At 64.2% G+C, this 22,090-nt stretch carries 17 protein-coding genes and 1 pseudogene; 6 read left to right on the forward strand and 12 right to left on the reverse strand.

Annotation, left to right across the window (positions count from 1 at the left end):
- Positions 1-128: 128 nt before the first annotated feature.
- The 7 genes from Q8O96_RS15395 to Q8O96_RS15425 form a co-directional block, all read right to left on the reverse strand.
- Positions 129-3,581: a GMC oxidoreductase gene (locus Q8O96_RS15395; RefSeq protein ID WP_305949068.1), complete on the reverse strand. Its 3,453-nt coding sequence runs from the start codon at positions 3,579-3,581 to the stop codon at positions 129-131.
- A gap of 1,180 nt (positions 3,582-4,761) precedes the next feature.
- Positions 4,762-5,532 (reverse strand): electron transfer flavoprotein subunit beta, encoded by a 771-nt coding sequence (locus Q8O96_RS15400; RefSeq protein WP_102861994.1) that lies wholly within the window; start codon positions 5,530-5,532, stop codon positions 4,762-4,764.
- 9 nt (positions 5,533-5,541) lie between these two features.
- Complete coding sequence (locus Q8O96_RS15405; RefSeq protein WP_305949069.1) at positions 5,542-6,762, reverse strand: electron transfer flavoprotein subunit alpha/FixB family protein; 1,221 nt, start codon at positions 6,760-6,762, stop codon at positions 5,542-5,544.
- Positions 6,762-8,711, reverse strand: coding sequence for a dimethylglycine demethylation protein DgcB (gene dgcB, locus Q8O96_RS15410; RefSeq protein WP_115581110.1), 1,950 nt, complete (start codon positions 8,709-8,711; stop codon positions 6,762-6,764). The genes Q8O96_RS15405 and dgcB overlap by 1 nt, the downstream gene beginning before the upstream one ends.
- 147 nt (positions 8,712-8,858) lie before the next feature.
- Positions 8,859-10,919, reverse strand: a complete 2,061-nt coding sequence (dgcA, locus tag Q8O96_RS15415) for a dimethylglycine demethylation protein DgcA (RefSeq protein WP_102861997.1) — start codon at positions 10,917-10,919, stop codon at positions 8,859-8,861.
- A gap of 15 nt (positions 10,920-10,934) precedes the next feature.
- Entirely contained in the window at positions 10,935-11,465 is a 531-nt protein-coding gene (locus Q8O96_RS15420; protein WP_011063916.1) for a 4-vinyl reductase, read from the reverse strand.
- A 161-nt stretch (positions 11,466-11,626) separates the two neighbouring features.
- Positions 11,627-12,604: a dipeptidase gene (locus Q8O96_RS15425; RefSeq protein ID WP_102861999.1), complete on the reverse strand. Its 978-nt coding sequence runs from the start codon at positions 12,602-12,604 to the stop codon at positions 11,627-11,629.
- A gap of 236 nt (positions 12,605-12,840) precedes the next feature.
- On the opposite strand from Q8O96_RS15425, the gene Q8O96_RS15430 reads away from it, so the two are divergent.
- On the forward strand, positions 12,841-13,242 hold the full coding sequence (locus Q8O96_RS15430; RefSeq protein ID WP_102862000.1) for a lysozyme inhibitor LprI family protein: 402 nt from the start codon (positions 12,841-12,843) through the stop codon (positions 13,240-13,242).
- Between the two features lie 115 nt (positions 13,243-13,357).
- Here the strand turns inward: Q8O96_RS15430 and Q8O96_RS15435 are convergent, their stop codons facing one another.
- From Q8O96_RS15435 to Q8O96_RS15445, 3 genes are read right to left on the reverse strand one after another with little or no spacing between them, the layout of a single operon-like run.
- Positions 13,358-13,696, reverse strand: a complete 339-nt coding sequence (locus Q8O96_RS15435) for a hydroxyisourate hydrolase (protein ID WP_180988538.1) — start codon at positions 13,694-13,696, stop codon at positions 13,358-13,360.
- A gap of 8 nt (positions 13,697-13,704) precedes the next feature.
- Positions 13,705-14,214, reverse strand: coding sequence for a nucleoside deaminase (locus Q8O96_RS15440; RefSeq protein WP_250329786.1), 510 nt, complete (start codon positions 14,212-14,214; stop codon positions 13,705-13,707).
- A gap of 59 nt (positions 14,215-14,273) precedes the next feature.
- Complete coding sequence (locus tag Q8O96_RS15445) at positions 14,274-15,611, reverse strand: nucleobase:cation symporter-2 family protein (protein WP_296412865.1); 1,338 nt, start codon at positions 15,609-15,611, stop codon at positions 14,274-14,276.
- Between the two features lie 181 nt (positions 15,612-15,792).
- Here Q8O96_RS15445 and Q8O96_RS15450 point away from each other — a divergent pair, with 181 nt between their 5' ends.
- The 3 genes and pseudogenes from Q8O96_RS15450 (at position 15,793) to Q8O96_RS15460 (ending at position 17,272) form a co-directional block, all read left to right on the forward strand.
- Positions 15,793-16,707 carry a LysR family transcriptional regulator gene (locus Q8O96_RS15450; protein ID WP_102862004.1) on the forward strand — a complete coding sequence of 305 codons (915 nt, stop codon included), beginning with the start codon at positions 15,793-15,795 and terminating at the stop codon, positions 16,705-16,707.
- Positions 16,708-16,740: 33 nt separating this feature from the next.
- Positions 16,741-16,821 (forward strand): annotated as a pseudogene (locus Q8O96_RS15455) (transcriptional regulator); the annotation flags it as partial.
- Between the two features lie 34 nt (positions 16,822-16,855).
- The gene (locus tag Q8O96_RS15460; RefSeq protein ID WP_305949070.1) at positions 16,856-17,272 is read left to right on the forward strand and encodes a DUF3010 family protein; all 417 of its coding nucleotides are present in this window, start codon (positions 16,856-16,858) and stop codon (positions 17,270-17,272) included.
- Between the two features lie 431 nt (positions 17,273-17,703).
- On the opposite strand, the gene Q8O96_RS15465 is transcribed toward Q8O96_RS15460, so the two are convergent.
- Positions 17,704-18,879, reverse strand: a complete 1,176-nt coding sequence (locus Q8O96_RS15465; protein WP_207166687.1) for an AAA family ATPase — start codon at positions 18,877-18,879, stop codon at positions 17,704-17,706.
- 68 nt (positions 18,880-18,947) lie between these two features.
- Positions 18,948-19,907 (reverse strand): GlxA family transcriptional regulator, encoded by a 960-nt coding sequence (locus tag Q8O96_RS15470; RefSeq protein ID WP_207166688.1) that lies wholly within the window; start codon positions 19,905-19,907, stop codon positions 18,948-18,950.
- A gap of 194 nt (positions 19,908-20,101) precedes the next feature.
- Between Q8O96_RS15470 and Q8O96_RS15475 the strand changes: the two genes are divergently transcribed.
- Together Q8O96_RS15475 and Q8O96_RS15480 are read left to right on the forward strand one after the other, a co-directional pair.
- Positions 20,102-21,046, forward strand: coding sequence for a choline ABC transporter substrate-binding protein (locus Q8O96_RS15475; RefSeq protein WP_305949071.1), 945 nt, complete (start codon positions 20,102-20,104; stop codon positions 21,044-21,046).
- 88 nt (positions 21,047-21,134) lie between these two features.
- Complete coding sequence (locus tag Q8O96_RS15480; RefSeq protein ID WP_305949072.1) at positions 21,135-22,022, forward strand: 3-keto-5-aminohexanoate cleavage protein; 888 nt, start codon at positions 21,135-21,137, stop codon at positions 22,020-22,022.
- The last annotated feature ends 68 nt before the right edge of the window (positions 22,023-22,090 follow it).

Raw genomic sequence — 22,090 nt, forward strand, 5'->3', positions numbered from 1 at the left:
TCAACCTTCCCTGCATCCATGTGTAGCGGCCGCCGCAGCCTGCACTTGGCCTCCAAGCGCGCGTGCTGCGGTGCCTGTTGCATGATCTGGCGCGGGCCCGCGGCGATCTTGCCGCGGGCTGGCCTGGGTCAGCCCCGGGCGGTCTTGTCCAGGTGCGCGAGGATCAGCGGGTACACATCGATCACCGCGTTCTTGCCGAAGATGCAGTCGATGTGTCCGTAACCCGGCACCACGTGGCGGCTGAACAATTCGGGGCCATGGAGTTGGCACAGGCGTTCATAGGTCTTCTGCGTGCTTAGCGGCAGGTAGCACTGGTTGTCGGCGCCGCTGATAAAGCAGATGGGCAATTTCAGCCGATCGAAATGCGGCATGTAGACGTCACGCCCCTTGAAGTCCACCAGGTGCCCCTTGCGACAGATCAGTGCCAGATGCTCGAAGGTCTCGATATTCGAGGCGCCGAACAGCTCGTGCAGGTTGTCGTGCAGGGTCTGGTTGAGGGTGTCGTGGCGGTACAGCGAGGCGTACATGAAGGTGATGCGGTGGCACACCGGATTGGTGCAGTAACCCTGGGCCTCGATCCGCGCGTAGCCATTGAGCGCCGTGTCGTAGAGGCGGTTGAACAGGCTTTCCTTGCTGTCGGCGTAGGCCGTCAGGGACTTGATGCCGATGGCGTCGAGCATGCCCGGCAGGTGCAATCCGGCCTTGATCCCGGTGGCGGTGGCCACCACGGTATCGGCGGCAATCTGCGAGCAGACCACCGAGCGCACATCCTTCAGGCCCGCCAGCAGCGACATGAAGAAGGTCGTGGCGCCGTAGCAATGCACCACGCATTGCACGTCACGGGCCCCGGTCGCCTGCTTGATCTGGCCGATGGCGGCCTTGAAATCATAGGCCGCGATCTGGTCGCCATTGCATTCGCGCTTGCTCGCCGGCAACAGGATGCTGACCCGGAAATCCAGGAGCCAGATGTCATAGTCGTGCTTGCACAGGTACTCCAGCAGGTTGGTCTGGATGGTGTCGGTGGAGAAGATGTTGGAGCCCACGCCAAGCCCGTGCACCAGCATCACCGGGCCTTTGCTGCCCGCCTGGTAGCGGGTCAGGCGCAGCTGCACCCGGTCTTCGGTCTCGAAGAACTGCACCGTGGGCACCGGCGCATCCAGGGGCCGTTTGGTCCGCGGCGGTGCGTCGGGGTTGAAGTAGATGTCTCCGGCGAACACGCCGCCGTAGCTCTCCCACAGAATCCCGGCGAAGAACTTGCCGAAGCGCGCCAGGGCCTCGATGCGTTCACGCTCGTTGCGCGCATTGAGCACCTTCATGGTGGTCATCTGCCTGGCGAAGTCCGCCGGCAGGATGTGCATCACCCCGGAGCCCAGCACCGGGCCGCTCTTGTCCTGGCCGCGGTACAGGGTCACGTACAGGGTGCTGGTGTCGGGCCAGATGTTCAGCACGCCGTGATCCTCGGGCACGGTCTTGAACGCGCTGAAGTAGTACTGGTTGCCGTCCTCGGCGGTCAGGCGCATGTCGTAGTTCATGTGGCGCACGCCCACCTGCTGCTGGAACTCCTCGAACAGGTTGAACACCCCGTGGCTGGCCACCAGGGGCTGAGCCGACAGCGCCGGAGCCTCCAGGGTGCCCACCAGGGTGGCGGCGTGCTCGGGCTCCTTGATCATCCGGTTGAGGTCGTTGGCCGTGATGGTCAGGGTGAACTCGATGGGAGAGTTCTGCGCCTCGCCGCGCTTGGCCGCCTCCTGATAGCGCGCCAGATCGGTGCCCTGGGGCTGGGTGAAGGCCGTGGAAAAATAGCCCTTCATGGTCTCGGTGAACTGCACGCCCAGGGTCGGCGCCGGCACCGCCTTGCTCGGGGCCGAGGGCAGGCTGTAGTCAATCTTCCAGCCGCGATCTTCGGCCAGCAGGCGCATGTTGCGCTCGCTGACCGCCGAGATGGTCAGCAGCGGATTGACCGCCAGTGAAGTCGGAATCACCGCGCCGTCCGCCACATACAACCCGGGATAGACCTCGGTGCCGCTGGCGCCGCAAAACACCTGGCCCTTGTGGTTGACCACCCCCTGAGCGGCGTCTTCGCCCATGACGCAGCCACCCAGCGGGTGCACCGAAACGATGCTGTGCTTGAGCAGCTTGGTCCAGATCGGGTTCTCCACCCAGACTCCGCCCAGCGCCTTGGTGCTCTGGTACAGGCGCTCGTTGCCAAGAATCACATTGGGCTGCTGGCCAACACCCGGCCAGTCGATGCGCAGTTGATCCTTGGCGTCCAGCAGCATGCGGCCGCGGCCATCGTCATGGCTCATGATCAGGTAGGTCTGCATGTTGTGCAGCGCACCGTAATAAGGCCCCCGCAGAAAGCTCTCGGCCTCGCGCTCCTTGTAGCCCAACTGAGCGCTGAGGCTGTTGTCGGTGGCCTTGCCCAGAGTCGCGGCAAACAGCGCCATGCTGGGCACCATGGCCCGGCCCAGGGCACCGGGAATCGACCCCTCCTCGATGACCATGCGGCTACGCCAGTCGCCTTCGGTGCGCATGTCGATGATGGAGGTGATGCACGGCCCCACGGGTTTGAGCTCACTGGCCGAATGGGTGCCGAAGCCGATGCCGTTGATGGTCTGCTCACAGTTGTGGCCGAACCCGAGGATGTCGCCGTTACCGCTCATGTGCTCACCCAACTGGTCCGAGGTGGACAGGCCCTTGGCCCTGGAGCGCAGGAGAATTTCCGTGGAGCCGAGGGTGCCGGCACTGAGCACCACGATGTCGGCCTTGACGAACAGGGTCGGCGCCGAGAACTTCTCGCGACCGCTGTCCAGGTATTGGAAATGCACGATCCAGCCATCGCCCTCCCGCTCCAGGTAGCGCACTTGGGCCTGGCAGAAAATCTCGGCGCCATGATTGCTGGCGTCCGGCAGGTAATTCATCAAGGTGGTGTTCTTGGCCTTGTTGTTACAGCCCGAGACACAGTCGCCACAGTGGTTGCACGGCAGTTGCTCGACCCCGACATGGTTGAGGTTGTTGGGCAGCTTGGCGAAGGTCACGTTGATCGGCGGCTTGTAGAAGTGCGCACCCTGCTTGAGATACTCCGCGGACTTCTGGTTGGCCTGGAGCTTGGGCAAGGTCGGCGCCGAGTCGGGATAGGGATTGGGCTTGAGCATCTCCCGGGCCCGGGCATAGCCCTCCTTGAGCAAGGTATCGCGATGCTCGCGCACCGCCCGGGGCCAGCGCGGGTCGTCGAAGACCCCGGGTTCGGGCTCCAGGGCGACGTTGGCATTGATCAGCGACGTGCCTCCCAGGCCGCAACCGACCACCACGTTCTGCTGGGCGTTGACGTGCAGATCGAAGAGCCCGGTGCGCGAGCCGATGTGGCCGTCGGGGTCATGCACCTGCAGCTCTTCGGTAGCGCTGGCCAGGGTGTTGGGGTACTCGCCCGGCTGGATCTCCCGCCCTCGCTCCAGCAGGCAGACACGCCGACCGGCCCGGGACAATCGGGAAGCGGCGATGCCACCTCCGTAGCCGGAACCGATGACAACAACGTCGTAGTGTTCCTGGATCTCGCTGATGGGGGTCGCGATCCGAGTCATGGCGGGGTTCCTCTCAGGCTGATGGGGCAACTCTGTGGTCGCCTCTAATGGGTGCATCCGTCAGCGCGCAGGCAGCCGAACAGGCAGGCCTTGGCGCCTGAAACACAAGCAGTGAAGGGACAAAACGAAGGGCAGGGCTACAGACGTGCGCGCTGGTTGGCGGCACGGCGACGGGTACGTCTAGGGAGGGGGGCCCCGGTCGGATAAACCTGCGATAAACGACAATCCATTGCCTGCACTCCCTGAGCCGGATGTGGATAAGTTGCCGCTAAGTCCTTGTGGCATCAGTGAAGACAGGCCACCTATCACTGTCAAGAAAGCCATTAGAACTGTACGAAATTTGATCTATTGCCGTGCACGCTATGGATTACAGGGGGTGCAGCCTTCCGCGAACATGTTATCCACACCTTGGCCCACAGCAACTGTGGGCAAATGAGCGAGGGTTGGGGATATTTCAGCAGGCAATGCCAAGAAAATCCGTGACTTATGGGAAAACAGCAGTTTTGCCGGCAATTGATCAATTATTGAACAAAGCTCTGAAAGGCACGTATTCAGAGGCCTGTAGAGGAAGGCGAACACCTTATCCACAGAACGGCCAACAGACTTTGGGGGCAACTGGGGTCAGAAGCATCAACAACTGTGGAAAACCCCTGGAGGCCGCGAAATATCGAGGCTTTACTCGAATAATCGAGCCTGAACAGCGTATTTGGATGTTTTTTGATCAAAGCATTCAAGCTCAGGTTCTACGGGGCCTGCAGCGCTAAGCGAACATCTTATCCACAGAAGCGCCAACAGACTTTGGGGGCAAGTGCTGTGCAAAAGTCTCCTCGGCTACTTCCCTGCCCTGGAAAAAAAGCCATGAAAATCGCCAGCTTAGACTGATCAAAATTCGAACAGACGGCTGCAGAGCTTGTTCCACAAGGGCTTGAGCAAGGCGCGAACACCTTATCCACAGGTACGCACACAGGGATTGTGAGTAACCCATCGCTACTCTTGTCGGAGCTGGCTTGCCAGGGAACGACGATGCCCAGAGGTGAGTAAAACCCTAGCGGCCCCTTCGCCGGCAAGCCGGCTCCTACGGCGGGTGCAGACGCGATGTCCCTGGTAGGAGCTGGCTTGCCAGCGAACGGCGGTGCCCAGAGGTGGGTGCACGGCCCGAGGGCTGTGCATAAACCTGAGCTCAGCGGACCACGCCTTCTTCGATGAGCAACTTGAGAATGGCCTCGGCGCCGGCCTCGGGGCTCACGCCCTTGAGCACTTGGCCGGTGCCGCCGCTGGCCTTGGCGGTGGCGGCCTTCATGCGATCCGCGCCGCTCTTGGCCTTGATCACTTTCAGGCGCTTGGGCCGGGGTTTGGCCGGTTGCAGGCTGGAGGCTGTGAATAACTCGTCTTCCACCACCACGACCTGATCGGCCTGCAACAGACCACGGCGCGCCGGGCCATAGGCGCTCTGGCGCGGTTTCGGCGCAGCGTTATCCACAGTGGCAAGGAACGGCAGGCGCACCTTGAGCCGGCGCCGCTGGCCACGGGGCAAGGCTTGCAGGACATGGGCCACGCCATCGGCCAGGGATTCGACTTGCGCCAGTCCCACCACCAGCGGCCAACCCAGGTTCTCCGCCAGCAAAAACGGCAGCATGCCGGAACCTTCGCCGGTTTCTGCCTGGCTGCCGGTGAGCACCATCTGAGCGCCCGCGTCGCGCAGGTACTGGGTCAGGATCGGCAGGGCATCAGCGCCCGCTGGCTGTTCCAGCACGTGCAACTGTTCCAGGCCCATGCCCAGGTAAGCACGCAGGGCTGGTTCGGCGACGTCGCCGGCATGCAGCACCTGCAGTTTGTCCCCCGCCAGTTGCAGGCCCAGTTCCACCGCACGGGCGTCTTGCTCGGCACGCCGTGGACGGCCGGAGGTCGGGTGCGCGCCTATCGATACCAGGCTGATCACAGTGCTGTTCATAACGTCCCCTTAAGCCGCATCGCGCTTGGCATCGTTGCGGTAAGCCGCTACCGCCGCGATCAAGGCCTTGAGAATTTCCGCGCTGTCGCCAATCACCGACAAGTCGGCGCGTTTGATCATGTCGCAGCCCGGATCGAGGTTGATGGCCACCACCTTGTCGCAGGCGCCGATACCCTGCAGGTGCTGGATCGCCCCGGAAATCCCCACCGCCACATAGACCCGCGCGGTGACCCAGATGCCACTGGCCCCCACTTGCCGATCCCGGGCCATGAAGCCGTCGTCCACCGCCACCCGCGAGGCGCCTTCGGTAGCCCCCAGGGCCGCGGCGGTCTGGTGAAACAGTGGCCAGTCCTTGACCCCGTTGCCCCCGGAAAAGATGAATTCGGCCTCGGCCATGGGAATCGCCGCCGGGTCCACCGCCACCGCACCCAGATCCTCGATGCGTGCCAGGCTGCGGGCAACGCTTGTGGATAACTCCACCGGCAAGGCTTCGTGGCGGGTTTCGCTGACCGGCTCGGCGCATTCGGCGGCGGCCAGGATCAGGCGTGGCGCCGGCCGCGCCAGGTCCTGCAGGCCAGCACCGGCCCGGCCAATGCATTGCCCGTCCTTGACCTGCCAGACCCGGGTCGCCGGGCGTTCGCCCAGGGCCGCGGCCAGGCGCCGGCCCAGTTCGCCGCCACCGGTGCGGCTGTCGGGCAGCAGCCAGTGGCGCGGGCTGAACTGGTTATCCACAGCCCGCAGGCCCTGCACCCGTTGTTCCGGTGCATAACCGTCGAACTCGCAGCCGTGCAGCACCAGCAGGCGGTCGACGCCCGCGGTGGCAAAGGCCGATTCCTTGTGCTCGCCAAACACCACCGCCAGCACTGCGCCGTCCTGGCCTGCCAACTGGCGGGCCAGGCCCAGCAGGTCGCGGTCGTGGCTGCTCAGGCGGCCGCCGACCAGGTCCGGCACCACGTTGATGTAGAACGCCGGTTGTGCCACCTGATGCAGCGGCAACTGCACCTCGGCCGCGGCCGTGCGCTTGGCACTGCCGCCCTGCTGGGCGCCGCTGCGGTCGATGCGCTTGAGGCCGTTGGGGCCGATGAAACCGATGCCGTGGGGGTTCTTGCGGATCAGGCCATTGGGCCCCATCCAGCTGTGCTGCGCCGGCTGCATGGCCGCATGCAGCGGGTGCAGGCGGTTGCGGGCGATCCACTCGGCGCGGGGATCGCGGCGGATAATCTCGCTCATCAATGCACCTCCGCAGGTTCGGGTTTCACCGACGCCGGGGCTTTGCCCGGGGCGGCGTCTTCGAGCAAGGCATCGGCCACCAGTTCGGCGATGTCCTTGATCATCGGCCGCGGCTCCACCACCCCTTCGAGCATGGCCGTGCACTGTGGACAACCCACGGCCACCAGCTCGGCGCCGGTCTCGCGGATGTCTTCCATGCGCATGTCGGGAATCCGCTGCTTGCCCGGAATGTCGGTGATCGGCGCCCCGCCGCCACCGCCACAGCAACGGGAACGGAAGCCCGAGCGCTGCATTTCCTTGATCTCGATGCCCAGGGCCCGCAGCACTTCGCGCGGCGCTTCGTACTCGCCGTTGTAGCGCCCCAGGTAGCATGGGTCGTGATAGGTCACGCTGCTGCCCTTGTGCTGGCCCAGGTTCAGTGCACCGGCGTCGATCAGCTCAGCCAGGTAGGTGCTGTGGTGCTGCACCAGATAGTGGCCGTTGAAGGCGCCGTATTCGTTCTTCAGCACATGGAAACTGTGGGGATCGCAGGTGACGATGCGCTTGAAGCGGTATTTGGCCAGGGTCTGGATATTGCGCTTGGCCAGCAGCTGGAAGGTGGCTTCGTCCCCCAGGCGCCGGGCCACATCGCCGCTGTCGCGCTCTTCCAGGCCGAGCACGGCGAAGTCCACCTTGGCCGCCTTGAGCACCTTGACGAAGGCCCGCAGGGTGCGCTGGTTGCGCATGTCGAAGGCGCCGTCGCCGACCCAGAACAGCACGTCGGTACTCTGCTTGTCGCTGAGCAGGGACAGGTTCAGGTCCGCCGCCCAGTTCATCCGTCCGCCCGGGTTGAAGCCGCCGGGGTTGTCGGTGGCGATGAGGTTTTCCAGGACCTCGGCGCCCTTGTTCGGGGTCGCGCCCTTCTCCAGGGTCAGGTGGCGACGCATGTCGACGATGGCATCGACGTGCTCGATCATCATCGGGCATTCCTCGACGCAGGCCCGGCAGGTGGTGCAGGACCACAGGGTCTCGGCGTCCACCAGGCCGTTGACGATGGGCTGGTGCGGATGGCCGCCATGCTCGCCGATAGGCTTTCCTGGATAGGGACTACCGGCGAACTGCGCATCGGTGCCACCGGCCAGGCCGACCACCATGTCCTGAATCAGCTTTTTCGGGTTCAGCGGCTGGCCGGCGGCGAAGGCCGGGCACGCCGCCTCGCACTTGCCGCACTGCACGCAGGCGTCGAAGCCCAGCAGCTGGTTCCAGGTGAAGTCCTTGGGTTTTTCCACGCCCAGGGGCGCGCTTGGGTCTTCCAGGTCCAGCGGCTTGAGGCCGGTGGAGCGGCCGCCGCCAAAGCGTTCGGCGCGGCGGTGCCAGGCCAGGTGCAAGGCGCCAGCGAAGGCGTGCTTCATCGGCCCGCCCCAGGTCATGCCGAAAAACAGCTCGGACACGCCCCACAGCACACCGACCGCCAGAATCGTCGCCAGCAGCCAGCCACCGAAGTGTTCCGGCAGGATCCCGGCCACGGGCAGGGTCACCACAAAGAAACTCACGGAAAACGCCAGCAGGCTTTTCGGCAGGCGCATCCACGGGCCCTTGGACAGGCGTGCCGGTGGGTTGCGCCGACGTTTGGCGACGAACAGCGCGCCAACGAACATCAGCGTGGTGGCCAGCAGCAAGGCGTAGCCGAGGATGCGGTTATGCAGACCAAAACCATGCACCAGGATCGCCAGCACCGCCGCCAGGACAAAGCCGCCCGCCGTGGCCACGTGGGTGTTGGCCATGTATTTATCCCGGGCCACCACATGGTGCAGGTCCACCATGTAGCGCTTGGGCATGGCCAGCAGGCCGCCGAGCAGATCGACCTTGGAGGCCCGCCCCTGGCGCCACAGGGCCACGCGCCGCAGCGCGCCGAGGACCGCAAGGCCAACGGCGGCGAACAACAGAATGGGAAGAAGGGTGTTCAACATGGTGGAGCTCCCAAAGACCGGGTCGGTCGTTGTAGCCGCTGCCGCAGGCTGCGCCCGGGCGGCACTGCGTCACAGGACAGATGCTCTTGAGGGCCCCGGAAGGCCCTTCGGGCCTTATCGCAGCCTGCGGCAGCGGCTACAGGTGGCTTAGAAATCCTTGCACAGGCGCAGTGCGTCGTAGATCGCGGCATGGGTGTTGCGCTGGGATACGCAGTCGCCGATGCGGAACAACAGGTAGCCCTCCCCCGTCTCGCTCAGGCACGGCTGCGGCTTGATCGCGAACAGCGCCTCAACGTCGATCTGACCCTTGTTGCGCGAACCTTCCTTGAGCCCGTAGTAGAGCTCCTCGTCAGGACGCACGCCGTTTTCCACCACCACCTGATCCACCACCCGCTCTTCGCGGGCGCCGGTGTATTCGTTCTCCAGCACCGCCACCAGTTTGTCGCCCTCGCGGTAGACCTTCTCCAGGGTCAGGTCCCCGGTCATGATCACTTCCTTGGGGTACAGGCTTCGGTAGTAGGTCGGGAACGAGGTGCCGCCGACGGCGATACCCGGCTTGATGTCGTCGGTGACGATCTCCACTTGCGAGCCCTTGTCGGCGATGAAGTCAGTGACCGACATGCCGGTGAACTCGCAGATGGTGTCGTACACCAGCACGTTCTTGCCCGGCGCCACCTTGCCGTCGAGGATGTCCCAGCTGCTGACCACCAACCCTTCGGCGGCGCCCCAGTGCTCGTTCTGCTCGATGAATGGATGGCCGCCCACGGCCAGCACCACCACGTCGGGGCGCAGGTCGAGGATGGTCGCGGTGTCCGCCGCGGTGCCCAGGCGCAGGTCGACTTTCAAGCGCGCCAGTTCCAGCTGATACCAGCGGGTAATGCCAGCGATCTGATCCCGTTGCGGGGCCTTGGAGGCGGTGGTGATCTGCCCGCCAATGGCTTCTTTTTTCTCGAACAGGGTCACGTCGTGGCCACGTTCGGCCGCCACGCGAGCGGCTTCCATACCGGCAGGACCGGCGCCGACCACCACCACCTTGCGCTTGATGCCGGTGGTTTTCTCGATGATGTGCGGCACGCCCATGTATTCACGGGAGGTGGCGGCGTTCTGGATGCACAGCACGTCCAGGCCCTGGTACTGGCGGTCGATGCAATAGTTGGCGCCGACGCACTGCTTGATCTGGTCGATCTGGCCCATCTTGATCTTGGCAATCAGGTGCGGGTCGGCCATGTGGGCGCGGGTCATGCCGACCATGTCGACGTAACCGCCTTCGAGAATCCGCGTGGCCTGGTTCGGGTCCTTGATGTTCTGTGCGTGCAGCACCGGGACCTTGACCACTTCCTTGATGCCCGCCGCCAGGTGCAGGAACGGCTCCGGCGGGAAGCTCATGTTGGGGATCACGTTGGCCAGGGTGTTGTGGGTGTCGCAGCCCGAGCCGACCACGCCGATGAAGTCCAGCATGCCGGTGTCGTCGTAATACTTGGCGATCTGCTTCATGTCCTCGTGGGACAGGCCGTCCGGGTGGAATTCGTCGCCGCACAGGCGCATGCCGACACAGAAGTCGTCGCCCACTTCAGCGCGCACCGCCTTGAGCACTTCCAGGCCGAAGCGCATGCGCTTCTCGAAGGTGCCGCCCCATTCGTCGGTGCGCTTGTTGACCCGCGGGCTCCAGAACTGGTCGATCATGTGCTGGTGCACCGCCGACAGTTCGACGCCGTCCAGGCCGCCGGCCTTGGCCCGACGCGCAGCCTGGGCGTAGTTGCCGATCACCCGCCAGATCTCTTCCGGCTCGATGGTCTTGCAAGTGGCGCGGTGCACCGGCTCGCGCACCCCGGACGGCGACATCAGGGTCGGCCAGTTGAAGCCGTCCCAACGCGAGCGCCGGCCCATGTGGGTAATCTGGATCATGATCTTGGCGCCATGCTTGTGCATGGCGTCGGCCAGGTTCTGGAAGTGCGGGATGATGCGGTCGGTGGACAGGTTCACCGAGCTCCACCATTCCTGGGGGCTGTCGATGGCCACCACCGAGGAACCACCGCAGATGGCCAGGCCGATGCCGCCCTTGGCCTTTTCTTCGTAGTACTTCACATACCGTTCAGTCGTCATGCCGCCGTCGGTGGCATAGACCTCAGCGTGGGCGGTGCTCAGCACACGGTTGCGGATGGTCAGTTTGCCGATCTGGATCGGCTGGAACATCGCTTCGAAAGCCATTTTTCTTAACTCCGCTTACAACGGTTTGACGACGAACAGGCCATCGTCGTGGCCTTCTTCGGAACCACCGTAAACCTGCTCTGCCACGGTGCGGATCTTGCTGCCACGGGCGGCCAGGATCTGGTCCATGGCGCCGGCGAACCAGCCGGTGAACATGTAGTCGACCTTGCGCCCGACCTTGCCGTAGACGTAGACGAACGCCGAGTGTTCGAGCTTGACGCTGGCGGTGCCTTTATCCAGGTCGATGTCCTGGATCTTGAACAGCCCCCAGCCGCGCTGGGACAGCCGCTTCATGTAGTGCTCGAACACCGCGACGCCTTCCAGGCCGTGGCATTCGGCTTCCTTTTCGCACCAGTGCCAGGCGGACTTGTAGCCGGCCTTGTAGAGGATCTCGGCGTAGGCATCGGCGCCCAGGACTTCCTCGATGCCCATGTGGTTGTTGACGAAGAAGTGCCGCGGCACGTAGAGCATCGGCAGGGCGTCGGAGGTCCAGACACCGGTTTCGCTGTCGACTTCGATAGGCAGTTGCGGGGCGATCTTGGCCATGTTTCAAAACTCCGGAATTCTGTGGATAAGTACGTCTGTAGCCGCTGCCGCAGGCTGCGAAAAGGCTCGAAGAGCCTTCCGAGGGCCGCAAGAGCGCGTCTCCTTCGGAGCCGATCGCAGCCTGCGGCAGCGGCTACAGGAATGTGCTGTGGGGGGTGGCCTTATTCGCCCCAGACGTCCTTCAGGACGCTGACCCAGTTCTCGCCCATGATCTTGCGCACCACGCGCTCGCTGTGGCCGCGCTTGAGCAGGGTCTCGGTGAGGTTGGGGAACTCGCCCACGGTGCGGATGCCCAGGGGGTTGATGATCTTGCCGAAGTTGGTCAGGCGCCGGGCGTAGCCCTTGTCGTGGGTCAGGTATTCGAAGAAGTCCTGGCCGTGGCCCTGGGTGAAGTCGGTGCCGATGCCGATGGAATCCTCACCGACGATGTTCATGGTGTATTCGATGGCTTCGGCGTAATCGTCGATGGTCGAATCGATGCCCTTGGCCAGGAACGGCGCGAACATGGTCACGCCGACGAAACCGCCGTGGTCGGCAATGAATTTAAGCTCGGCGTCGGACTTGTTGCGCGGGTGCTCCTTGAGCCCCGACGGCAGGCAGTGGGAGTAGCACACCGGTTTCTTGGATTCGAGGATCACTTCCTCGCTGGTCTTGGAACCGACGTGGGACAGGTCGCACATGACCCCGACGCGGTTCATCTCGGCGACGATCTCGCGGCCGAACCCCGAGAGCCCGCCATCACGCTCGTAGCAGCCGGTGCCCACCAGGTTCTGGGTGTTGTAGCACATCTGCACGATGCCCACGCCCAGCTGCTTGAACACCTCGACGTAGCCGATCTGGTCTTCGAAAGCGTGGGCATTCTGGAAGCCGAAGAGGATGCCGGTCTTGCCCACTTCCTTGGCCTTGCGGATATCCGCGGTGGTGCGCACCGGCATCACCAGGTCGCTGTTTTCGCGGATCAGTTTCTGGCTGGCGGCAATGTTGTTGACCGTGGCCTGGAACCCTTCCCAAACCGACACCGTGCAGTTGGCTGCGGTCAGGCCGCCCTTGCGCATGTCCTCGAACAGCTCGCGGTTCCACTTGGCAATGATCAGCCCGTCGATAACGATGCTGTCGGCGTGTAATTCGGCTGGGCTCATCAGGCTGTCCCCTTATTGGCGATTCATGCGCCGAATCGTCTGCCGGCGCTTTGGGGTCAGCATATGCTTGAGGGCCGGGGCGCCCCGGTGCAAAAACGACAGGGGAATTGCCGAAAGCGTCAAGACCCGACAAAGGGCCGGATGTGGGGGCATGGCGCCCTCTGTTCTTTGCCTGGGGCTTGCGCCAGAATTCGCCGCTTCAACGAAAGCTTCACTGGATGAGGGGCAGTGCTGCAATGAAACCGATCTTCCTGGCCTTGATATTGATAGCCACCGGCGTACAGGCGGCCGAAGAGGCCGACAGTACGCCCTGCGACGGCGTGGAACACGACGTGCAGACCCTGGAATGCGCGACCTACAACCGCACCACCGCCGAGCAGTTGCTGAGCGACAACGTGCAAAGCCTGCTGGAACGCCTGGGCACCCTGTACGGCAACGACAAGGCGCAACTGGCCGACATCAGCGCCAAGGTCAAGAACGCCCAGCAGCTGTGGCAGAAGCAGCGCGACGCCGACTGCGCAGTGGAATCCTTCCCGGCCAAGCCCGGAACCAAGGCCTACACCATCGCCACCAACGATTGCCTGGCGCGGATGAGCGACGAGCGCTCGGAGTTCATCGAGTCCATCGCCCAGGAATGACCCGCTAGCGCTGGTAGGAGCGGGCTTGCCCGTAAAAAACGCCCTGCCGAACCCGGTGCAGCGGTTGCGACGGTTTCGCGAGCCAGCTCGCTCCTGCAGCCGGGTCAACGCCGGGTCAGGCGCCGCCGCGAAAGCATGAGACGCCCCAGGCGGTGAGCTTGAACGGCAGGTGGTAGTGCTGGCGCGGGTCGTCCAGGCCGAAGCGGTAGACCAGCACATCCAGGAAGGGCTGCGTGGGCAGCACCTGTCCTTGCTGGCGATAGAACGCCGCCACGTCCAGTTCCACCTCGTAAAGGCCCGGCCCGAAGCTGGCCGCGCACGCTGGCAGGCCATCCAACAGGCCATTGCTGCCGATCCGCCCCTGGCACAACCACTCGCCGCCCAGGCGCCGCACCCGTACCGCCATGCCTTCGGCCACCTGGCCGCTGGCGACATCCACCACGTGGATGGACACCCCGCCACTCATTTCCAGAACCCCACATGGGCCCGGGCCGCTTCGTGTTCCAGCATCGGCCCCAGCACCGGGATCTGCCGCTGCCCGCGGGCAAAGACTTCACGGCACGGCAGGGAAAAGGTCGGGTTTTCCGGGTGGTCGCCGGTCAGTGCCAGCAAGGCGTGTTCGGACAGGGCGTAGACCACCCGACCAATCCCGGTCCAGTAGATGGCCCCGGCGCACATGCAGCAGGGCTCGGCGCTGGTGTACAGGGTGCACTGGGCCAGCTCCTCGGGGCCCAGGAGCCTTGCGGCCTTGGCGGCAGCGGCGAGTTCGGCGTGCTGGGTCGGGTCGCCTTCGGGGGGCATGGAGTTGTTGCCGGCACTGGCAATGATCTTGCCGTTGCGGTCCGCCACCAGGGCGGCGAACGGGTGGCGACCACGGGCCTTGGCCTCTTCGGCCAGTTCAATGCTCTGGCGCAGCAGTTGCAGGTCCAGCTGGCTGACGCCGGCAGGGATGGGGGAAAGAACCTGGGTCATCTTGACCTCCTTTTCATGGACAGGGGCCCGCCGGGAAAAAGCGGGCCTGATAGCAGTCTTCAGTCACCAAGCCCGGCCTGGGCGGCCAGCTCTTGGGCCGCAGACATGCGCGGATTGAGCAGCAGGTTGAGCACGATGGCGGTGAGGGCGCCGAGGAAGATGCCGCTTTCCAGCAGCAGTTTGAGGGGGCCGTGGGCCTGGGCGAACAACGCCGGAAAGGACATCGGCAGCACGCCGACACTGACCGACACGGCGACGATTATGCCGTTGCCAGTGCCCTCGAACCTCACCCGTGACAGCTCCTGGATGCCGGCCACGGTGGTCATGCCGAACATGACGATGGCGCAGCCCCCCAGTACCGGGGTCGGCACCGCAGCCACCAGCGCCCCGAGCTTGGGAAACAGCCCCATGAGCACCATGATCGCGCCGGCTGCCGCCACCACGAAGCGGCTCTTGATCTTGGAGAGCGCGATCAGTCCGGTGTTCTGGGTGAAGGCGTTGTAGGGGAAGCTGTTGAACAGGCCGCCGAGCAGGGTGGACAGGCCGTCGGCGCGGAAGGCGTCCCCCAGGGTGCGCTGGGTCGTCGGCTTGCCGGTGAGCTTGCCAATGGCCAGGCAGTTGCCGGTGGTCTCGGCCATGATCACCAGCATCGCCAGGGTCATGATCAGGATCGGCATCAGGGAGAATTGCGGAGCCCCGAAGGCCATGGGCGGGCTCAGCTCGAACCAGGCCGCTTCGCCCACCTGGGCAAAGTGGGTCATGCCGCAGGCCGCAGCGATCAGGCTGCCCACCAGCAGCCCGATCAGCACACTGAGGTTGCCGATAAAGCCGGAGAACTTGCCATAGATCACCAGGGTCACTGCCACCGTGGCCAGCCCCAGCAACAGGTTGGCCGGTGCACCGAAATCCTCGGCGGCGGGGTTGCCGCCCCCCAGCCAGACGGCCGCCGCCGGCATCAGGGAAATGCCGATGATGGTGATCAGGCTGCCGATCACTACCGGTGGAAAGAACCTCAGCAGACGGCTGAACAGCGGAGCCATGGCAATGGTCAGGACCCCGGCGGCGATCACCGCGCCGAACACCTCGGCCAGGCCGAACTGCTTGCCGATCATGATCATCGGCGCCAGGGCAATGAAGGAGCAGCCCTGGATCAACGGCAAGCGTGCGCCGAAGCGCCAGAAGCCCAGGGTCTGGATCAGGGTGGCAACGCCGGACGTCAGCAGGTTGGCGTTGATCAGTAAAACCACCTGGGCCGCAGTCAAGCCCAGGGCATTGCCTAGAATCAACGGTACCGCCACCGCACCGGCATACATCACCAGCACATGCTGCAGGCCGAAGGTGAACAACTGGCGAACGGGCAGGACCTCGTCCACTGGGTGAACCCGGGGAATGTTCATGTCGCAGATCTCCTGAAAGTGCAGCTCTTGTTGTTGTTCTGGCAGGCATCCGGGGGCAATGCCCCGGCAGGATGTACGAACGTCGGCGCCCATGATCTGTGCTTGAATACGATGCAACAAATGAGCAGCCATCGTTTTTAACGATGGATTGGACAAGCCTGTCCTGGGGTCGGGAGACGCGATGCGCTTTTCACTGGAACAACTGCAGATGTTCGTTCAGGCCGCACAAACCGGCTCGTTCTCGGCCGCTGCCCGCAAGCTGGGCAAGACCCAGTCCACGGTCAGCGTGGCCATCGCCAATCTGGAGGCCGACCTGGGAGTGGAGTTGTTCGACCGCAGCAGCCGCAGCCCGGTGCTGACCGCCAGCGGAAAGAAGATGCTGCTGCAGGCCGAGGCGGTGCTGGAGCGCTGCCTGACCCTGCAAGCCAATGCCGACTGTCTGTCGGAAGCGCTGGAGCCGCAGTTGTCCATCGTGATCGAAACCCCTTACGGCCCGCTGATGCCGGTCTTGCGCGAGTTCGAGCAGGCCTTCCCCTATGTCGACCTGCTGATCCGTCATCCGCTGTCCGGAGATGCCAGTGAGCTGGTGGCCCGAGGCGATGCGGTGCTGGGGATCGCCTTTTCACAACCGGGCTATCCCCAGGAGCTGGAGTTCCAGCAGATGGGCAAGCTGATCATGTTGCACGTCTGCCACCCGGATCATCCCCTGGCCCGGCTGGACAACGTGACCTTCGACGACCTGCATGGGCATCGGCGCCTGGCCTTCAGCGCCCACGCCGACAAGCTGCCCAGCAGCGAGTACCTGCGCTGCAGCCAACTGTGGCAGGCGGAAAACTACCTGGCGCTGCTGGAAATGGTCCGCGCCGGCCTGGGCTGGGCCACCCTGCCCCGGCAACTGATCCAGCGTGAACTGGCCAAGGGCGAGCTGGTGGAGCTGCAACTGGGGGCGTATCCCTACACCGACTGGCTGGTGGGCGTGGACCTGCTCTGGGCCCGGCAACGAGTGATGGGCAAGGCCGAACGCTGGCTCAAGGAACGCCTGCTGCGGCACAAGGTGTACGAAGTGGATCGGCGCGGACAGTCCACGACCTGGTAACGCTGGCGCGGGCAACAAAGGGACAAGGTTCTGAGCGTGGCCCGACCCCGCAAGAGCACCCGGGAAAAAATTGCCGCCGTCTTCGGTATACGCGCCGACCAGCTGGAGCTGTAAGCTGCGCCCCACTCAACGATTGAAAGGGTTACTCATGAGCATCTGCGGTATCGAGATCAAGGGCAGCGAAGCCATCTTCGCCCTCGCCTCCCTGCAAGACGGCGCACCGCACCACCAGGCGCTGGCCATCAAGAAGATCGCCCTGGAAGACGACGATGACGCGGGCAACGTTCGCGACTTCGCCGCCCGGATCGACGCCTTTGTCCGTGAACACGGGATTACCCACATCGCCATCAAGAAGCGCAGCAAGAAAGGCGAATTCGCCGGCGGCCCTACCACCTTCAAGATCGAAGGCGTGCTTCAGTTGCTGGATAATTGCGAAGTGACCCTGCTGTCGCCGCAAACCATCAACGCCCAGCACAAGAAGCACGGCTTCGAGCTGGGGGCGAGCCTCAACAAATACCAGCACGAAGCCTACAAGACCGCCTGCGCGGCCTTGCTGAAGAAATGATCCTGAGGCCCTGCTTGGCGGTCTAACGCCAAACATCCAGCGCGCCTGAGATCCTCACCGCTCGCAACGAAACCTGTAGCCGCTGTCGAGCCATGGCGAGGCTGCGACAAGGACCGCAGGGCCTCGCTTGGCGGCCTAACGCCAAACATCCAGCGCGCCTGAGATCCTCACCGCTCGCAACGAAACCTGTAGCCGCTGTCGAGCCATGGCGAGGCTGCGACAAGGACCGCAGGGCCTCGCTTGGCGGTCTAACGCCAAACATCCAGCGCGCCTGAGATCCTCACCGTTCGCAACGAAACCTGTAGCCGCTGTCGAGCCATGGCGAGGCTGCGACAAGGACCGCAGGGCCTCGCTTGGCGGTCTAACGCCAAACATCCAGCGCGCCTGAGATCCTCGCGTCCCTGCGGGCCGTTCGCAGCCTGCGGCAGCGGCTACAGTTGGCGCCGATAATGCTGCAGCCAGTCGGCGAATGAATTGTCTTCCAGGGCGTAGGCGCCCCGGCTGGACTTCCACACCAACTCCTTTTCCCGCAGGGCATCGATACAGGCCTGCACCGTCTGGGTCCCCGGTTGCGTATCGCTGCCCATGGCCTGCAACGCCTTGGCCACCGCCGCCAGGGTGTCGTCGGTAAAGGGTGCGAACGGCAGGTTGTTGCGCGAACGCTCCACCATCACTTCAAGCACCGCCCGCTGGGACAGGGTCAGACCGTTCCAGGCGCTTTCGAATTCGCTCCAGACCCCGGCGCGGAGAATCTCGGCGCTGCTGCGCAACAACTCGTTGAGCTGGCTCGCCTCCCCCAGCTCCAGGGCCACCTGGCCAATGATGCTGCGCAGCATTTCCGGACGCCGGCCAACCCATTCGAAGGCCTGGTCCAGATCATCGGCATTGAACTGGTTGGTGGGCGCCAGATGAGCGTTCAGATGGGCCGTGTAGGCCTTGGTGAAATCCCGTCCCAACAGCGGGAACGGGGTGATGCTCGAACCAAAGAACGGCTGGTTACGGTTGAGCACCAGATGGGCCAGCTTGTCGCGATTGGACCCGGTGAACACCAGCCGCAAGCCGCTGGTATCCATGTCCCGCCCCTGATTGAGCTGATCCCGGGCCGCCTTGAGCGCGAACATGGCATTCAACCCGGCCTCCGAGCTCAAGGCATGCTGGGCCTCGTCGATTATCAGGACCACCGTCTTGCCCGTGGCACTGTGGAGCAATTCCAGGGCCTGGGTCAGGGTCGCGCCTTCGGGCAACTGGGACTTGCTGAAATCCCAGGACAGGGTGCGCAGAAAGCTGAGCTTCTCCACCCCGAGGGACTTGGCCAGTTTGCGAATGCCTTTCTCGAAAGGCACCAGCGCCCCGGCAATGGCCGCGGCGATCAGCTCGGCGGGGTCTTTTTCGCGATTGGCCCAAAGGTCGACATAAACCGCCAGCCAGCCACGGCTCTGGCATTCAGGCAGCAGGTCCTCGCGCAGAAAGGTACTTTTCCCGGTGCGCCGAGGCGCCGCCAGGAACAGCCCCGAGCTGTAATCCTGAATCCCCGAACCCACCAGGCCATCGGCAATATTGAGCGCCAGAGCAGGACGACGAAACACGAAACCGGTGTTTTTCGACATGGTTTTATACTCAATTATTGCCAGGACTATAATTTATAGCCGCGAGTATAATTGACTATAAACCCCTGTCAAACCGACTCCTGGCCGCTCCCCAGCAGGCGTCGGTCTTCACGGGGGCAGTGCACAAAACGCGCGCGGTAACTGCGGGTGAAGTAGGACGGCGACTCAAACCCGCAGGCGATGCTCACCTCCAGCACGCTCATGTCGGTCTGGCGCAGCAGTTGCCGGGCCTTCTCCAGGCGCAGGCCCAGATAGAAGTTGCTCGGGGTGTCGTTCAAGTGCAGACGGAACAACCGCTCCAGCTGACGCCGGGTGACCTTGATCGATTCCGCCAGGGCCAGGGTGCTCAGGGGCGGCTCGCTGTGTTGCTCCATCTCGCCGATCACCTGCACCAGTTTCTTGTTGCTGATGCCGTAGCGGCTGGCGACTTCCATGCGCTGGTGGTCCTTGCGCGGGCGGATGCGCCCCAGGACGAACTGCTCGCTGACCTGGATCGCCAGTTGCGGGCCGTGGGCCTGGGCGATCAGGTCGAGCATCATGTCGATGGACGCGGTGCCACCGGCACAGGTGATGCGCCGGCGATCGATCTCGAACAACTCCTGGGTCACGCTCAACTGCGGATAAGACTCCTTGAACGCCTCGATGGCCTCCCAGTGCAGGGTCACCCGGTGCCCCTCCAGCAGCCCGGATTCCGCGAGGATCACGCTGCCGGTGTCGATCCCCCCGAGAGTCACCCCCTCCACGTCCAGGCGCCGCAGCCAGTGTTCCAGGGCGGGACTCAGGCACTTCAACGGCTCGAAACCGGCCACCACCCACAAGGTTGCGCCCTTCTTCAGCGGCTCCAGGGCCGCGTCGACATTGACCGACATGCCGTTGCTGGCCAGCACCGCGCCGCCGTCGGCGCTGAGCACATGCCAGCGATACAGCTCGCCACGAAAACGGTTGGCTACCCGCAGTGGCTCGATGGCGGAAATGAAACCGATGGCGGAGAACCCCGGCATCAGCAGGAAGTAGAAGTCCTGGGACATGCAACGCACTCCGGTGACGGCCAGCGTGGGCCCTGTGATACGCCAAATGCCCCCCTGCCACAAGGGGCCAGGTCGCTGCAGTGCAAGAGTCGGTCGCCGCTGTGCGTTTACCGCCGGCGACGCCTGCGTACCTTGAGCTCACCGACGCACCAAGACGCCGGGATCGACAATAACAACCTGCCGAGGGAACCCACATGAAACGACTGATCAGCCGCTGTGTGCTTGCGCTTAGTGGTAGCGTTTTTCTGACGTCGGGAGCCATGGCCGCCGACGCCCCCAGTTGCCAGAACGTACGCCTGGGCGTGGTCAACTGGACCGACGTGATCGCCACCAGCGCCATGACCCAGGTCCTGCTCGACGGCCTCGGCTACAAGACCAAGCAGACCAGCGCCTCGCAGCAGATCATCTTCGCCGGCATCCGCGACCAGCGCCTGGACCTGTTCCTCGGCTACTGGAACCCGCTGATGACCCAGACCATCACCCCGTTCGTCGACGCCAACCAGGTCAAGGTCCTGGCCGAGCCCAGCCTCAAGGACGCCCGCGCTACCCTGGCCGTCCCCTCCTACCTGGCCGACAAGGGCCTGAAGACCTTCGCCGACATCGCCAGGTTCCAGAAGGAGCTGGGGGGCAAGATCTACGGCATCGAACCCGGCTCGGGAGCCAATACCCAGATCAAGGACATGATCGCCAAGAACCAGTTCGGCCTGGGCAAGTTCCAGCTGGTGGAGTCCAGCGAGGCCGGCATGTTGTCGACGGTGGCCCGGGCGGTGAAACGCAATGAAGCCATCGTGTTCTTCGGCTGGGCGCCGCACCCGATGAACGTCAACTTCAAGATGACCTACCTCAGCGGCAGCCAGGACGCCCTGGGCCCGAACGAGGGCCAGGCCACGGTCTGGACCGTCACCGCGCCGAACTATGCCGAGCAGTGCCCGAACGTGCACCGGCTGCTGACCAACCTGACCTTCAGCGCCGAGGACGAGAGCCGGATGATGCAGCCGCTGCTGGAGCACAAGGACGCCCTGGAGTCCGCCCGGCAATGGCTCAAGGACCACCCGCAGGACCAGCAGCGCTGGCTTGAAGGGGTGACCACCTTCGATGGCAAGCCGGCCGCCGAACACCTGCAACTGACCAGTAAATAAACCACCCACACTCGCGCCCCGCAGCCCGCCCAGGGCTGCGCACGGCCACCCCACGCCCCCAGCAAACATGCCTGTAAGGAACCGCACCATGAACCACGACGTCATCATCACCTGCGCACTCACCGGTGCTGGCGACACGACCGCCAAGAGCCCCCATGTGCCGGTCACCCCGAAGCAGATTGCCGCCGCCGCGGTAGAGGCCGCCAAGGCTGGCGCCACGGTGGTCCACTGCCACGTCCGGGACCCTGCGAGCGGCAAGTTCAGCCGTGATGTCGCGCTGTACCGCGAAGTCATGGAGCGCATTCGCGAGGCCGACATCGACATCATCGTCAACCTCACCGCCGGCATGGGCGGCGACCTGGAGATCGGCGCCGGCGAGCATCCCATGGAGTTCGGGCCCAACACCGATCTGGTCGGGCCGCTGACCCGCCTGGCCCATGTCGAGGAACTGCTGCCGGAGATCTGCACCCTGGACTGCGGCACCCTCAACTTCGGCGATGGCGACACCATCTACGTGTCCACCCCGGCCCAACTGCGGGCAGGCGCCAGGCGCATCCAGGAGCTGGGGGTGAAAGCCGAGCTGGAAATCTTCGACACCGGACACCTGTGGTTCGCCAAGCAGATGATCAAGGAAGGCATGCTGGACAACCCGCTCTTCCAGCTGTGCCTGGGCATTCCCTGGGGCGCCCCGGCGGACACCACCACCATGAAGGCCATGGTCGACAACCTGCCGGCGGATGCGGTCTGGGCCGGCTTCGGTATCGGCCGCATGCAGATGCCCATGGCCGCGCAAGCGGTGCTGCTGGGGGGCAACGTGCGGGTCGGCCTGGAGGACAACCTGTGGCTGGATCGCGGCGTGCTCGCCACCAACGGCCAACTGGTGGAACGGGCCACGGAGATCCTCAGCCGCCTCGGGGCCCGGGTCCTGACCCCGGCCGAGGGCCGCCAGAAAATGGGCCTAAAGCAACGCGGCTGACCCCAATCCACCTCTCTGCGCAGGAGCGAGCTTGCTCGCGAAGAGGCCGTCACATCAGCCCCCGTAGC

This window comes from Pseudomonas sp. LPH60 (assembly GCF_030718165.1).
GTDB classification, from domain to species: Bacteria; Pseudomonadota; Gammaproteobacteria; order Pseudomonadales; family Pseudomonadaceae; genus Aquipseudomonas; species Aquipseudomonas danubii.